General features: G+C 53.3%; 17 protein-coding genes. 10 read left to right on the top strand and 7 right to left on the bottom strand.

Annotated features, from left to right (window positions below):
* Positions 1-16: 16 nt before the first annotated feature.
* Positions 17-1,525 carry a phenylacetate--CoA ligase family protein gene (locus AB0A83_RS14195; protein WP_367154517.1) on the bottom strand — a complete coding sequence of 503 codons (1,509 nt, stop codon included), beginning with the start codon at positions 1,523-1,525 and terminating at the stop codon, positions 17-19.
* An 88-nt stretch (positions 1,526-1,613) separates the two neighbouring features.
* Between AB0A83_RS14195 and AB0A83_RS14190 the strand changes: the two genes are divergently transcribed.
* The gene (locus AB0A83_RS14190; RefSeq protein WP_150049495.1) at positions 1,614-2,573 is read left to right on the top strand and encodes an alcohol dehydrogenase catalytic domain-containing protein; all 960 of its coding nucleotides are present in this window, start codon (positions 1,614-1,616) and stop codon (positions 2,571-2,573) included.
* 42 nt (positions 2,574-2,615) lie between these two features.
* Here AB0A83_RS14190 and AB0A83_RS14185 read toward each other — a convergent pair whose 3' ends face one another.
* Complete coding sequence (locus AB0A83_RS14185; RefSeq protein ID WP_150049493.1) at positions 2,616-2,831, bottom strand: TraR/DksA C4-type zinc finger protein; 216 nt, start codon at positions 2,829-2,831, stop codon at positions 2,616-2,618.
* 60 nt (positions 2,832-2,891) lie between these two features.
* The gene (locus AB0A83_RS14180) at positions 2,892-4,637 is read right to left on the bottom strand and encodes a proline--tRNA ligase (protein WP_367154516.1); all 1,746 of its coding nucleotides are present in this window, start codon (positions 4,635-4,637) and stop codon (positions 2,892-2,894) included.
* Between the two features lie 157 nt (positions 4,638-4,794).
* Between AB0A83_RS14180 and AB0A83_RS14175 the strand changes: the two genes are divergently transcribed.
* Positions 4,795-5,433, top strand: coding sequence for a response regulator (locus tag AB0A83_RS14175; RefSeq protein WP_150049489.1), 639 nt, complete (start codon positions 4,795-4,797; stop codon positions 5,431-5,433).
* A 43-nt stretch (positions 5,434-5,476) separates the two neighbouring features.
* On the opposite strand, the gene AB0A83_RS14170 is transcribed toward AB0A83_RS14175, so the two are convergent.
* From AB0A83_RS14170 to AB0A83_RS14160, 3 genes are all read right to left on the bottom strand, one after another.
* Positions 5,477-6,382, bottom strand: a complete 906-nt coding sequence (locus tag AB0A83_RS14170; RefSeq protein WP_150049487.1) for an NAD(P)-dependent methylenetetrahydromethanopterin dehydrogenase — start codon at positions 6,380-6,382, stop codon at positions 5,477-5,479.
* A gap of 48 nt (positions 6,383-6,430) precedes the next feature.
* A complete protein-coding gene (locus AB0A83_RS14165) occupies positions 6,431-7,339 on the bottom strand; it encodes an NAD(P)-dependent methylenetetrahydromethanopterin dehydrogenase (RefSeq protein WP_150049485.1) in 909 nt (302 codons plus the stop codon).
* Between the two features lie 98 nt (positions 7,340-7,437).
* On the bottom strand, positions 7,438-8,232 hold the full coding sequence (locus AB0A83_RS14160; RefSeq protein WP_150049483.1) for an inositol monophosphatase family protein: 795 nt from the start codon (positions 8,230-8,232) through the stop codon (positions 7,438-7,440).
* Between the two features lie 84 nt (positions 8,233-8,316).
* Between AB0A83_RS14160 and AB0A83_RS14155 the strand changes: the two genes are divergently transcribed.
* The 7 genes from AB0A83_RS14155 to AB0A83_RS14125 all read left to right on the top strand — a co-directional run bounded on the left by AB0A83_RS14155 (position 8,317) and on the right by AB0A83_RS14125 (position 13,284).
* The gene (locus tag AB0A83_RS14155) at positions 8,317-9,039 is read left to right on the top strand and encodes an RNA methyltransferase (protein ID WP_150049481.1); all 723 of its coding nucleotides are present in this window, start codon (positions 8,317-8,319) and stop codon (positions 9,037-9,039) included.
* 6 nt (positions 9,040-9,045) lie between these two features.
* On the top strand, positions 9,046-9,798 hold the full coding sequence (gene cysE / locus AB0A83_RS14150) for a serine O-acetyltransferase (RefSeq protein WP_150049479.1): 753 nt from the start codon (positions 9,046-9,048) through the stop codon (positions 9,796-9,798).
* An 86-nt stretch (positions 9,799-9,884) separates the two neighbouring features.
* Positions 9,885-10,370: a Fe-S cluster assembly transcription factor gene (locus AB0A83_RS14145; protein ID WP_150049477.1), complete on the top strand. Its 486-nt coding sequence runs from the start codon at positions 9,885-9,887 to the stop codon at positions 10,368-10,370.
* Positions 10,370-11,473 (top strand): cysteine desulfurase family protein, encoded by a 1,104-nt coding sequence (locus tag AB0A83_RS14140; protein WP_150049475.1) that lies wholly within the window; start codon positions 10,370-10,372, stop codon positions 11,471-11,473. Before AB0A83_RS14145 ends, AB0A83_RS14140 begins: the two co-directional genes overlap by 1 nt.
* A 9-nt stretch (positions 11,474-11,482) precedes the next feature.
* A complete protein-coding gene (locus AB0A83_RS14135; RefSeq protein WP_150049473.1) occupies positions 11,483-11,806 on the top strand; it encodes an iron-sulfur cluster assembly accessory protein in 324 nt (107 codons plus the stop codon).
* Positions 11,807-12,130: 324 nt separating this feature from the next.
* Positions 12,131-12,601: a hypothetical protein gene (locus AB0A83_RS14130; protein ID WP_150049471.1), complete on the top strand. Its 471-nt coding sequence runs from the start codon at positions 12,131-12,133 to the stop codon at positions 12,599-12,601.
* 26 nt (positions 12,602-12,627) lie between these two features.
* Positions 12,628-13,284: a DUF2076 domain-containing protein gene (locus AB0A83_RS14125; RefSeq protein WP_150049469.1), complete on the top strand. Its 657-nt coding sequence runs from the start codon at positions 12,628-12,630 to the stop codon at positions 13,282-13,284.
* A gap of 79 nt (positions 13,285-13,363) precedes the next feature.
* On the opposite strand, the gene AB0A83_RS14120 is transcribed toward AB0A83_RS14125, so the two are convergent.
* Positions 13,364-13,570 (bottom strand): SlyX family protein, encoded by a 207-nt coding sequence (locus AB0A83_RS14120; RefSeq protein WP_150049467.1) that lies wholly within the window; start codon positions 13,568-13,570, stop codon positions 13,364-13,366.
* Between the two features lie 132 nt (positions 13,571-13,702).
* Here AB0A83_RS14120 and AB0A83_RS14115 point away from each other — a divergent pair, with 132 nt between their 5' ends.
* The gene (locus tag AB0A83_RS14115; RefSeq protein ID WP_150049465.1) at positions 13,703-14,005 is read left to right on the top strand and encodes a DUF6763 family protein; all 303 of its coding nucleotides are present in this window, start codon (positions 13,703-13,705) and stop codon (positions 14,003-14,005) included.
* Positions 14,006-14,013 lie beyond the last annotated feature (8 nt).

The raw sequence follows: 14,013 nt of genomic DNA, 5'->3' as shown, positions 1-14,013 counted from the left end.
ATACGACCTCCCGATTTTAGGATTTTCGCGTATAACGATGTTTAACGCCGGCCGGAAAATATTCCGGGTCGGAAAAGTTGTGTAAAGTCACCTCAGGCATTTGCCGTTCCGGCGGCGTGTAGTTGGCAAATTCGCTGTTCAGGCGCAGCAATTGAATTTTTACGGACTCGGCTATCGCTGCCGCCAGTGTCGGATCGGCTTGCACAGCCGGCAACAACTCCACTGCGACATGTAATAATTTGTCGCCTTCCGCGTCTTCTTTTACCTCCAATACAAATTTGCCGCTGGTCCAACCGGGTATTTCCCCTTGTTCCAAGCCGACTGTGACGTTTTCCGGATAAATATTGGCGCCGTAAAACGATACGGTAAAGTCGGCGCGACCGAACACGAATACGAAGGGCAAAGAACGCGGCGTGTAGTCGGTCGGCAACCCCAGATCGGCGCAAGTGTTTACTCCCTGAGCGCGCAAAAACGTCCACATCTCGGCGAATTGGATCACTCCGCCCTTGTCGGCGATGTGGTAGCGTAGCAAAGGCACGCTGTTCTCGCCGCTGACGACCAAGGTGCCCTCAGCAGTTTCAAAATAGCGGCTGCACGGGTCGAACTGTACCAACGTCGGCAAACGGGATTCGCCGAACAGATCCCGCGCAGCCTGCGGATTGTTGGCCAGCCAGCGCCTGATCGCGATGCTAAACGGGGTTTCGTTGCCCAGTACCCCGCCGTCGGCCGTGCCGTAGAGCGAGGCTGAATCGAAACAAGGTTGCTTGGCTCCGATGCGCGCGTAGACCAGGTTGCGCCATTCTTCGCTGAATACCTCGCCGGCGAACACCAGCTTGGGTTGGTAGTCGCTCCAACGAATGCCTTCCACGGTGCCGGCATCGACGACGTCTTTGATGAACGGCGGATATCCCAACAGCACCAATTGTTCGAACTGCGGCGCCAGTTCGCGCACGACCCGAAAGATTTCGGCTTTGTTGTTGCCCGGCGTGGCGACTAACAGCGGATAACCTTTGCGCGCCAAATGCCAGCAGCACGAAGTAGTGAACAAGCCGCCTACCCAGTTGCCCAGCGCGAAGCAGACTATAGCTAAGGTGCTACGCCGGCCGGCCTGGAAACTGTCGGCGAATACTTGTTCGAATCGTACCGCGACGTCTGCCTCGAAGGCGGCCGAGCGTGGCCAAAACGTCGGTGAGCCGGTGGAACCCGAAGAGACGGCGATGCGGTCGGAACCGGCCAAACTGCCGCCTAAACAACGTTGCGGCAAGGGATAAGCGTGCATGTAGTCTTGTTTGCCCATTAACGGCAACCGGTGAAAATCTTGTGCCGTGCGGATTGCCTCTGGCTGAACGCCGTGGCGAGTGAGAAAATCCCGATAGGCTGGGACCTGGGTCGCACAACGCCGAAACAGATCCAAGTTTATTGGTTCGGTTTGTTCGGGCGGACGCCCGGCAAACCATGCGTCCAGAGGCGTAGCCAGGAATTGGTCCAGTGCGTCACAAGTTGAGTCGGGTTTGCTAGGGCTCATAGGTCGTATGCTTTCGATAAAAATACTAATGTAGCCGGTTTACGCCGTTTTAGGGCGCCATTTACGCCGGCGCGGAGTTAGCTTAACCATGCGCGGATTATATTTGGAACAAGGCTTGTCGTTTCGTCGCGATCTTGCACAGCCCTGGTTACAGCCGGGAGAAGCCTTGATCAGGCCTTTGTTGACGGGCATTTGTGCGACCGATTTGGAACTCTGCCGCGGATACGCCGGGTTTAAGGGCGTGCCGGGGCACGAGTTTGTCGGCGTGGTCGAACAAGTGCGAGATCCCGAACATCGGGATTGGGTCGGTCAGCGAGTGGTCGGTGCTATCAATATCGGCTGCCGGCAATGCCAAGCTTGCCGAACCGCGTGTCCCGAACATTGCCGGCAGCGGCGGGTGTTGGGGATACGCGGTAAAGACGGGGTTTTCGCCGACTATTTCAGTTTGCCGGTGGTCAATCTGTATGCGTTACCCGAAAGCGTGCCGGACCTGGAGGCCGTATTTGCCGAGCCGTTGGCAGCGGCCTTACGCGTCTTGCAGCAGCTTGACGGGTTGGACGTCGAGCGTGTTCTAGTCTTGGGCCCCGGACGCTTGGGTTTGTTGATTGCCTGGGTGTTGGCCGAGGCTGGATATAGCCTGACAGTTGCGGGCAGGAACGAAGCGTCGCTGGCGTTGCCGAAAAGCTGGCAATTGGACACCGTGTTGGTCAGCGATCCGGACGATTGCAGCCAAACATGCGTGGTAGACGCGAGCGGCAGCCCGGAAGGGTTGCGGCAAGCGCTACGCCTCTTGCAGCCGCGCGGAATATTGCTGTTGAAAAGTACCTTTGCCGGCGGCGAGGCTGTCGACTTGAGTCCTTTGGTGGTCAACGAGATCAGGCTGCTCGGCTCGCGTTGCGGACCTATGGATTTGGCGGTGCAGTGCTTGGCACGGCGTACCCTGCCGGTGCAAAGCATGATAGACGGTTGCTATTCGTTGCAACAAGGACGGCAAGCCTTTGCCCGCGCGGCTGAACCCGGCGTTAGAAAAATCGTGTTGACCCCTTAGGTTAAAGGGGTTGGGGCGACTGCATGTGGCGGGGACGGAGCGTCAACCGCCTTTTTCCAATGCAGTCTGGCACGTCAGGCAATATTTACAAGCGATTGCTTGACGGCGCGCTTCCGGTATCGGCTCTCCGCATTCTTCGCAGTGCGTGGCCGAAACGCCGCTGTACATATTCTTGCGGGTTTCGGCCACGAAAAGCTCGGTCATTTTTTCCATGCGTTCGGCGATGGCGTCCGCACCGCCGGCCCAAGCTGTAGACATTGATATACCTTCTGAAAATAATACGGCCCCTTCGTAGTCCTGCTCGAAAGGGCGCTGACGTCAGGCCAGTTTCTGCTTGATAAAATCGACGATGTGGTCGAACGGCACTTCCTGGCTTTCGGTATCCGTGCGGCCTTGGTATTCGACGGTACCGTTGTCCAAGCCGCGGTCGCCAACCACCAAACGGTGCGGAATGCCGATCAATTCCATGTCCGAGAACATAAAACCGGCCCGGACTTTGCGGTCGTCCAGCAGTACCTCGACTCCCGCCGCCAGCAGGTCGTTGTAGATTTTTTCGACGGTGTCGATCAAGCGGTCGGATTTGTACATATTCATCGGACAAATCGCGACTTGAAACGGCGCCAATTCGTTCGGCCAGATGATGCCGCGTTCGTCGTGGCCTTGTTCTATCGCCGCAGCCACCACGCGCGAGATGCCGATGCCGTAGCAGCCCATGATCATGGTTTGGTTTTTGCCGGCTTCGTTGACCACGGCCGCCTGCATCGCTTCGCTGTATTTACTGCCGAGCTGGAAAATATGGCCTACCTCTATGCCACGGGCGATGGTCAGCTTGCCGTTACCGTCCGGGCTGGGGTCGCCGTCGACTACTTGGCGGATGTCGTGCCAGCAATCGCCGGGTAATTTGCAATCGCGCTCCCAGTTGATGCCGGTTAAGTGGTAGCCGGCTTGGTTGGCGCCGCAGACGAAATCGCTCAGGTTTTCGACGGCGAAGTCGGCGACGATTTGGCCGGCGAAGCCTTTGCCGGCTTCGAAGATCGGGCCGATATAACCGGGGCGGCAATGAAATTTTTGCTCGATTTCTTCGTCATGAGCGAAACGGAAGTCGCCGATGATTTTCTGCAATTTGACTTCGTTTACTTCATGGTCACCGCGCATCAGCAGCATGACATAGCTGTCTTTGTACTGCTCCGTGCTCTCGTCGTAGTGTTTGGCTACCACCAATAGGGTTTTCAGGATTTTGTCGGCGGCTACCCCCAAGAATTCGCAGACTTCGGCGATGGTTTTTTTGCCCGGGGTTTCCACGGCGGTTTTTTCCAAGGTGGGGTGGGCGCGATTAAATACCGGCCGGTGTACTTGGGCTTTTTCGACGTTGGCGGCATAGTCGCCGGCATCGGAAAAAGCAATGGCGTCTTCGCCGGAATCGGCCAGAACGTGAAATTCATGGGATACCGCGCCGCCGATGGCGCCGGAGTCGGCCATCACCGCGCGGAATTTCAAGCCGAAGCGCTTAAAGATGTTGCTGTAGGTTCGATACATCACGTCGTAGGTTTGCTGCAGCGACGCTTGGTCCAAATGAAACGAGTAAGCGTCTTTCATGACGAATTCGCGCGAACGCATCACGCCGAAGCGGGGACGTATTTCGTCGCGGAATTTGGTTTGAATCTGATAATAAGTAACCGGCAGCTGCTTATAGCTTTTTAGCTCGTTACGGGCTATGTCGGTAATGATTTCTTCGTGGGTTGGGCCCAAGCAGAAATCCCGTTGATGTCTATCTTGCAGGCGGGCCAATTCCGGCCCGTATTTTTCCCAGCGGCCGGTTTCTTGCCATAGTTCGGCGGGCTGCAGGGCGGGCATCAACAACTCTAAAGCGCCGGCTTTGGTCATTTCTTCCCGGGTGATTTGTTCGACCTTGCGCAACACGCGCAGGCCGAGCGGCAGCCAAGTGTAAATGCCGGCGGCCAATTTGCGGATCAAGCCGGCTCTGATCATGAGTTTGTGGCTGGCGATCTCGGCATCGGCGGGTGTTTCTTTGACGGTGCTGAGCGGAAATTGTGAGGTGCGCATGTTGGTAGACAGTTCCGAAGCGAAAAAGCTATATTTTACCGTTTAAGCGGGCGGCTGAGAATTTCCGTGGTACGGGGCAGGGCGATAGGGCTTTGAAGTTTTGCTAAATGCCGTTAAATTTGGGAAACTGTAGCCAATATTAGGGACCTTGGGACGTATGATTAGGGTACTGCTTGTTGATGATCATGAATTGGTAAGAAGTGGTATCGAAGCTTTGTTAAACGCTGTCGAGGACATTTCTGTGGTTGCGGTATGCGATTGCGGGGAAAAGGCGTTGAAACAGGTCGAGGATACCTTGCCGGACGTGGTGTTGATGGATGTCAATATGCCGGGCATGGGTGGTTTCGAGGCGTGCCGGCGAATTTTAATGCGCTTTCCTAAAGTAAAAATCATTGGCTTGTCGGTACACAACGGTGGGCCGGTGCCGCACCAATTGCTGAAATTAGGGGTAGGTGGGTTTGTTTCCAAGGCTTCTCCGGTCAGCGAAATGGTGGCGGCAATCAGGACGGTGATGGACGGTAAACGTTATTTGTGCCAAGAGGTTGCCAGTAATCTGGTATTCGAAGCCATCGAAAGCGAAGAGATCTCCCCGTTTTTTCAACTCTCTCAACGCGAAGCCGAAGTGACGCAAATGATACTTAGGGGCAAAAGTATTCAGGAAATCGCCGGGGCTTTGGCATTAAGCGATAAGACGGTCAATACTTACCGATACCGCTTGTATTCCAAATTGAAAGTCAAAAACGATGTGGAGTTAACTCGTTTGGCTTTGAAATTCAATTATTTCGAATCGTTTTGAAAACCCGCTGCCCAGACCGGCAGCGGGTTTCTAATAGTAGTCGTCAGACTAAGGTGCGGGCTTTTCTGAACGCTTCTCTAAAATCAATCGTAACCGGCATTTCGACTTCCAGCATTGATTTTAGTAACTCGTGTTGCAAGCGGTATTTCAGATTGCCAATTGCTAGTGCACCTACCCCTAAAGCATTTGGCGCCTGTACGGCATGTACCAACGGTACGGCCATGTCGTTGCTGTTGATGCCTTCGATGCCTGCCGGCGGAACCGCGTTGACGTCTCCCGCAACTTTCAAATGTTGGGTTTGTCCCAGCACGGCTGCGCTCAAGACGCGTATGCCCGCTTTGGCGGTACAAAATACGATATCGGCTCCTTCCAGCAATTGGATTTTTTCCGCGTCGTTACGGGCTGCTGCACCGGTCATGTTGGCACCAAAGCGGCGGTTGTATTGTTTGGCGGCATCCGTTGCAGTGTCAACCGATAGGTGATCGATCAAAGTCGTTTCAGCGCCTTCCAACGAACAGAGAACCCCTGTCGCTATGCCGACCGGACCGGTACCGCCGAATACCATTGCTTTGCAGTCTTTCAGGGTTTTACCGTGATATTGAATCAATACTTTTTCAACGCAGGCCACTAAAGCTGCCGCGGTTGTAAATGCGCCGCTCGGGTCAGCAAACACCGAAACCTGGAACGGCGGCATCATGGCCGGCTTGGTCGCTTGCAACATGTCGATTGCCATGCCGATGTCGCGGCCGCCGATGAAAATGCCGGTTTTTTTGGTTCCGGACGGGCTGCGGGAAAATATCGCGTCTTGGGTTAGAGTCTGGATGTTTTCCAGTTTAACGTTCGAATAGGGCATCAACACATCGAATCCGGCGTCTAACGCCATATTGATGTCGAACGGGCTGTTGTTCGGCATGGGATCAAACATGTGAAGTATGCTGCGTTTAGACATCTACTATTTTCCTGGTTAGTTAAACGAATAATAGCACTGGTTTGCGCGTTAGCTGGCGGATTCGATAAACTCCCTGGCTACTTTGAATGCATGTTCGAAATGCAAAAATAGCGCTTGATCGCTTTCCAGCATGGTTTTAAGCAAACGGCTTTGTGCTTGGTATTTTATGTTGCCTATCGCTAATGCGCCGATGCCGACCGCTCCGCTTTTGGAACCGGTAAGCGGTTTTCCGCTGTCGAAAGCATCCAAGCCGGCGATACCGGCCGGTGGAACGGCATTGACGTCGGCAGCGACTTTAAGTTGCGGCGCTGCGGCAATTTGCTCTGCGCTCAATAATTCGATGCCGGCTGCACCGGTAGCGAATACTACGTCGGTAGTTTTTAAATATTCCGGCTTATCGGAGTCGACACCGGCAAGGATGTTGATTTTACTGTCACCGAATTCTTCGCTGCACAGTTCCGCGATGCGTTGTGCTTTGTCCAGCTGTCTCCCAATGATACGTACATTGGCGCCCGCTTGAGCAGCCAGAACCGCCGCCGCTTGTCCCACCGGCCCGGTGCCGCCCAGTGCCAGTACGTTTTTGCCGGCTAAATCGGTGCTGAATTTTTCCGCTAATTCTTTTTCTACGGCTGCGACCATGCCGGCGGCCGTTGTGAACGCACCGCTAGGATCGGCGAATACCGATACTTCGAATGGTGGGACCATTGAGTTTTTGGCCATCTTTAGCATGTCCATCGCTTGTTTGGTTTCGCGGCCGCCGATGAAAATCGCGGTGCGCCTCAAACCTTTGGGACTGCGGGAAAAAATGGCGTCTTGTACCAAACCTCTGACTTCGCTGGGTTCGACGTTGATATAAGGAATCGCAGAGATCCAGCCGGCATCCATCGCCATGTTGACGTCGAACGGGCTAAGGTTTTTGGCTGTAGTCAGCATGTGTAGGATGAAGGGTTTTTCCATGATTGCCTCTGAATATTTTAATTTTGACCAACAAGTATAAGAGAAAAGGTTGGCCTGTCACAATTTTCGTCGAATTGGCCGGTTTAGGCTTGCGCCGACTATTTTAGTTTGTCGGTGACGTGCGGCTCGATTGCGTGATACATCAATTGATGCATGCGCGGATTGCCGACTATGATGTTGCCGGATTGCAAGTATTTGTCGTTAAAGGAAAAGTCGGTTGCGACACCGCCGGCTTCATGAATCAACAATACGCCTGCGGCGATGTCCCATTCCTTCACGCCGATTTCCCAATAAGCGTCTAAGCGTCCGCAAGCGACGTAGGCCATGTCCAGCGCGGCGGCGCCGGCGCGGCGAATCCCGGCCGTGTCGGCGGCTATGGCGGTGAACATGCCGAGATAGGCGTCTATGTGCTCCATGGTTTTGAATGGAAAGCCGGTGCCGATTAATGCCCCGCGCATGCTGTTTTGTTTGGTTACCCGGATACGTCGGTTGTTCAGCATGGCGCCGCCGCCGCGTTCGGCAGTGAACAACTCGTCGCGGATCGGGTCGTAGATGACGCCGATTTCCAACTTGTTTTTATGTTTCAAAGCAATCGACACCGCATATTGCGGAAAGCCGTGCAGGAAGTTGGTGGTGCCGTCCAGCGGGTCTATCACCCAAGTATAATCGTTGCCGGAGTGCGCGCCACTTTCTTCCGCCAGTATGGCGTGATCGGGAAAAGCCGCGCGCAATACCTTGATGATTTCCTGTTCGGCGGAGCGGTCGACTTCCGATGCGTAATCGTTGCGGCTTTTTTGGTCTATCGTCAGTTTTTCGATGTGATAGGAAGATCGTTGAATGATGTCGCCGGCGCTACGAGCTGCGCGGACGGCAATGTTGAGCATTGGATGCATAACGGCAGGAGTGGCTGGTAAATCCTAAATAGAATAGCAAATCTTTTGCTAAAATCGACGGCTTTTTATGAATCGGTGGGTCCTTTGTTAAGTGGATTCAAAGTCGTTTTGGTGGAAACCTCGCATCCCGGCAATATCGGTGCGGTCGCCCGCGCCATGAAGAATATGGGCGTGGGGCAACTGCGCTTGGTGAATCCCAAAACGTTTCCGCACGCCGATGCGACGGCACGTGCTGCCGGTGCCGACGACGTATTGAGAAACGCCCGAATTTATTCTTGTCTAGCCGACGCTGTCGCCGACTGCGAAATCGTCTTAGGCGCCAGTGCGCGTGATAGAACCATTAGCTGGCCGAGTGTGACAGCCCGTGAATGCGCGGAACGTTGGGTAGGAACGAATGAATGCAATATTGCCTTGGTGTTCGGCAGGGAAAATAACGGATTGAAAAATCACGAATTGGATTTATGCCAATTTTTACTGCGTATCCCTTGCAATCCGAATTTCAGTTCGTTGAACTTAGCCGCCGCGGTGCAGGTGGTTTGTTATGAATTGTTTGTGGCGTCAGGTAGAGAAACCGTTAGTTCAATCGGGGACAGAGGAGAGCAGCCCTTGGCGTCCGCCGAGCAGATGGAAGGGTTTTATCGGCATTTGCAGCAAACCATGATCGATATAGGCTTTTTGCAGGCCGATCGCTCGACAAGCATGATGCGCCGCTTGCGGCGAGTGTTCAACCGGGCGCAGCTCGATGCCAAGGAATTGGATATTTTGCGCGGAATTTTGCGCTTTTCTCAAAATCACAATTTGAAATAACCGTTTATGTTGAGTCGTCTTAAAGAGGATGTTCAGTGCGTGTTTGCGCGTGATCCGGCTGCGCAATCGGTTTTCGAAGTCATTACTACTTATCCCGGGTTCCATGCGTTGTTATTGCACCGCGGCAGCCATTGGTTGTGGCAGCGCGGATTGCGCTGGCCGGCCCGTTATCTGTCTTTTTTGTCGCGTTGGTTGACCGGCATAGAAATTCACCCCGGCGCGCTGATCGGTAGGCGTTTTTTTATCGATCACGGTATGGGAGTGGTGATAGGAGAAACGGCGGTGATCGGCGACGACTGTACTCTGTATCACGGCGTTACCCTTGGCGGGACTAGTTGGAACAAGGGTAAGCGCCATCCAACCCTAAAAAACGGCGTAGTGATCGGAGCCGGTGCTAAGGTGTTAGGGCCTATCGATATAGGCGAAGGCGCTAGAGTCGGATCCAATTCGGTTGTGGTCAAGTCGGTGCCGGATGGGGTGACCGTGGTCGGAATTCCCGCGCATATCATCGACCCTAAAGCCAAGCAAGACCAAGCCAGACGTGATGCCATAGCGCAGAAAATCGGTTTCGACGCCTATGGGACCGCCAAGGATATGCCTGATCCGGTAGCCAATGCGATCAACTTGATGTTGGATCACATCCATCAAATGGACAAACAAATCGAGATGATGTGTGCTGCTTTGAGCGAAGCGGGCATTTCGTGCGGGGAACAGAAAATACCGGCACTAAATGATTGTCAGATCAAAGACAAAGATTAACTTATCCTGCGGTGAATACTTGACTGATTTACTGGGTTTATTTATATTGCCCTCACATTCAATGGGCTTAATCTAAGGGGGGCTCTATGCGACTCACGACTAAAGGACGCTATGCGGTTACGGCGATGCTTGATCTTGCGTACCATAGCCAGAAAAATCCGGTGACCTTGACCGATATCGCGACTCGGCAAACCATCTCGCTGTCTTATCTGGAACAATTATTCGCCCGCTTGCGCAAAGCCGGTATGGTTAAAGGCGTTAGAGGTCCGGGAGGCGGTTATACGCTGAGCCGAGGCGCCTACGAAATCAACGTGGCGGATATCATCGAAGCCGTGGACGAGCCGGTTGATTCGACCAAATGCGGCGGAAAAGCCAATTGTCATAACGATCAACCTTGTATTACCCATGATTTATGGATGGGATTGAGCGATCAGATCCGCGCGTATCTGAAACAGATTTCCTTAGGTCAGTTGCTTGAACGGGAAGCCGTTAGCGAAGTGGCTAAGCGGCAAAGCAAGCAAGTCGAGCAAGTGGTGGATATCCAAACGATTAAGGAACGCAGAATGGCGTAATGATTTATCTGGATCATAATGCTACTACTCCGGTCGATGAGCGGGTAGTCGAAGCAATGTTGCCGTATTTGCAGCGTTTTTACGGCAACCCTTCCAGTCTGTATAGGTTCGGGCGGATAGCACGTAGCGCGGTCGACACCGCTCGAGAACAAGTGGCTGCATTAATCGATGCAAGCCCGAACCAAATCACTTTTACCAGCGGCGGTACCGAAGCGAATACGCAAGCGTTGGCGTTTGCCAGAGGGCGAGCGGTTTGGCTGTCGGCCATCGAACACCCTTCCGTATCGGACAATGCTAGCGGCAATCGCGCGCACTATCCGCAGATAGGCCAAATTCCTGTCGGCCGTTCGGGCTTGGTAGCCGAAGCGACGATTGCCGATCTGCCGTTAAAGCCCGGGGACTTTGTGTCTTTGATGCTGGCCAATAATGAGACCGGTGCCATTCAGCCGGTCCGGTTTTTGGCGGCAGCGGCGGTGGAAAAAGCGGTCATTGTGCATACGGATGCGGTGCAGGCTTTGGGGAAAATACCGGTGAGTTTTCGGCAGCTGGGGGTGAGTTTGATGTCTTTGTCCAGTCATAAAATCTATGGTCCCAAGGGTTGCGGCGCGCTGGTAAGGGCCATGGATACCGAATTGCAGCCGCTGCTGTTCGGTGGTGATCAGGAAGCCGGATTAAGGGCGGGGACCGAAAATGTCGCCGCTATCGTCGGTTTCGGCAAAGCCGCGGAATTGACCAAGCTGGAATTGCAACACAGAATGGACTTAGCCAAGCACTTACGCCTAAGGTTGGAGCGACAACTCAGCCGTATTCCCGGGTTAACCATCTTTGCCGAAGCGGTAGAGCGTTTGCCGAATACCGTGCAGTTCGGTGTGCAAGGCGTCAACGGTGAAATGTTGCTGATGCGTTTGGATAAACAAGGCATAGCCGTTTCCAGCGGCTCGGCTTGCGCGGCCGGTTCCGATGCGGTGAGTCCTGTGCTGGCGGCGATGGGTCTGTCCGCCGATTTAGCGAAATCGGCTATTCGGGTGAGTCTGGGGAAGGATAATTCGGAAAACGATGTAGATAATTTTGTTAATGCGCTTAAAGCCTTGCTGGAAAAATAGGAGAATAGTATGACAATCAACGTAACCGAACGCGCTGCACGCCAAATTCAAAAACAATTGCAAAAGCGTGGTTCAGGCTTAGGTCTGCGCCTGGGGGTGAAAACCGCCGGTTGTTCCGGGTATGCTTACGTGCTGGACTATGCGGACGAGCAAGCCGGCGACGAGGTGGTTTTCGAACAATTCGACGTGAAGGTGTTAGTAAAGTCGGACGATTTGGATAAATTGGACGGAATTGAACTGGATTATGCCAGGGAAGGGTTTAACGAAGTCTTTAAATTTAACAATCCCAATGTTAAAGCTACTTGCGGTTGCGGCGAAAGCTTTAGTGTTTAAGGATAGGGCCGGGCTGTTGTTTCGCCCTTGTTCTTGGCGGGCGTTGTTAATGAATTTAAGAGCGAACGGTTTGAGTGATCATCGTCGCTACAATGCGCCTACCGTACTGAATGTTTGCGTTCGCACATTGAATTGAAATCGGCGTGGCCGATGGACTCATCCGCCCGCCGCTTTTTTCGAACGCCCGCATCAACGACACTGCTATCGAATTGATCGCCGGCATCTAAAGGTCCGATACCGAGAGGCGTTGAACAAAACTTCTATCGGTCCGGTCAGAGCGGGGGAGTTTGATTCTTGACAACTTATAACAATAACGAGGACACCATGCGCCACCTGATTTATTTATCGTTGGCTGCCGCGTTCAGTGCGGCCGCAGTAACCGTTTATGCCGAACCGCCAAGCATAACCGTACCGGACAATGTCGTTGCAAACATCATGAAACGTCATCCCGGAGCCGGTAATTTGCGCGGGATTAACGAAACGCATTTCGGTCAACCATTGTTGGAAGTGAGCTTTAAAGACCAAGAAGGCGTTGAAATTTTAGAACTTTTCAATGCCAAAGGACATTTAGTAACCAACGAATACAAAGTGGCAAACTTAGGAGAGGTCTCGCCGGAGGCCATGGCTGCGTTGAAGCAAGCGTTTCCGGAATTTGAACTACAACACGCTGAGCTCATCGGAAATCCTAACGGGGCCGGACAAGAGTACGAAGTGTATTTGCGCGCTAATGGAGTCAATTGGCGCGTGGCTCTGAACGATAAAGGCATTTTGCTGGACAAACGCCAAACCGATTGATTTAGCACGAATTTGAGGATTATTTTATGAATGTCAGCGAACGTGAACAACTCAATGCTTTTTTGCAGCAATTGACCGCCGTCAAGACAGCCGGTAAGGATGACGAAGCGGAGCGTTTAATTAATGAAGCGTTGGCCAAGCAGCCGGACTCCGCCTATTTGTTAGTCCAACGCTGCTTGTTGCAAGATCACGCATTGCACGCCGCACAAGCGCAAATCGCCGAATTGCAGCAACAGATCCAACAACGCCACCAACCCGGAGGCTCAGGCTTTTTGAATAACGATCCTTGGGCAGCGCCTGCGGGCGGCGGAGTTCCAGGGGCGGCCGCTTATCAAATGCCTCAGCAGTCCGGTGGCTCGAATAACCTAGGTCGTTATGCCGCTCCGCAAGCCGGAGGCTTAGGCTCCAGTTTTCTCGGCAGTGTCGCTACTACCGCCGCGGGCGTCGTGGCCGGATCGTTCTTGTTCCAAGGCATAGAAAACTTGCTGGGTCACCACAATACCGGCGCGGCTTGGGGGCAAGAAAATCACTGGGGTGGCGGGGGTACGCCGGAGCAAACCGTGGTCAACAATTATTACGGGGATTCCGATCAATTTGCCCAAGAAGAAGATAGCCAATTCTTAATCGACGACGCTAGCGATAGCGACTTCGACGCTGATGAATCGCAGAGCGACTGGATTTGACCGGGTTAGGGGGGGACCTTTCATGGTTCCAATGTCGGCAGTGGCCGTGCCGAGTAGGCCTCATGGGTTAATCTTAAGACTAATAATGCGGCGGGCGCTCGTCCGCCTGATTAGGCAGGCGGTCGGCCTGCGCCAGGCTTTTGATTTTTTCGTGTAACAGTTTGCAGGTTTCTTCCAGCTTGCCGATTTGTTTTTGCTGTTCGGCAACCGCCTGGTTCAGGGTTTGAAGCAAGTCTTCCTGATAGGCTAGCTTGATTTCCAACTCGATAACGCGATTCTCATTCATACGGCTATAAAATGCAGGGTTAATCGCGTTTCATTGTAATCGAATCCCTGCTTGTAATGCCGGTTCGAAATTCACCCGATTAGCAATCTCGGCTATGATAGATTAACCATCAACCACAGCGAGGATGCGAAGATGACTACAATAACCGATCCGGTCATTGGCCGCTGGTATAAAGACTTCGAAAACGACCTGACTTTTAAAGTAGTGGCGATCGACGGGAAGGACGATACCATCGAGGTGCAGTACGCCAACGGCGATTTGGGCGAATACGACAACGAAGCTTGGTACGCGTCGACTTTCGATTACATCGAAGACCCGGACGATTGGAGCGCGCCGTTCGGTGCTTTGGAAGACGACGAGTTGGGTTACAGTGACCCGGATCGTCACGCCAGACCCGATCAGGAAGATTTAGATCTTAGTAACTATCTGGATTGAAATTACTT

This window comes from Methylomonas sp. HYX-M1 (genome assembly GCF_040741385.1).
GTDB classification, from domain to species: Bacteria; Pseudomonadota; Gammaproteobacteria; order Methylococcales; family Methylomonadaceae; genus Methylomonas; species Methylomonas rhizoryzae.
Note: the sequence above shows the minus strand (reverse complement) of the source record. Positions and strands in the feature narration are given on the sequence as shown.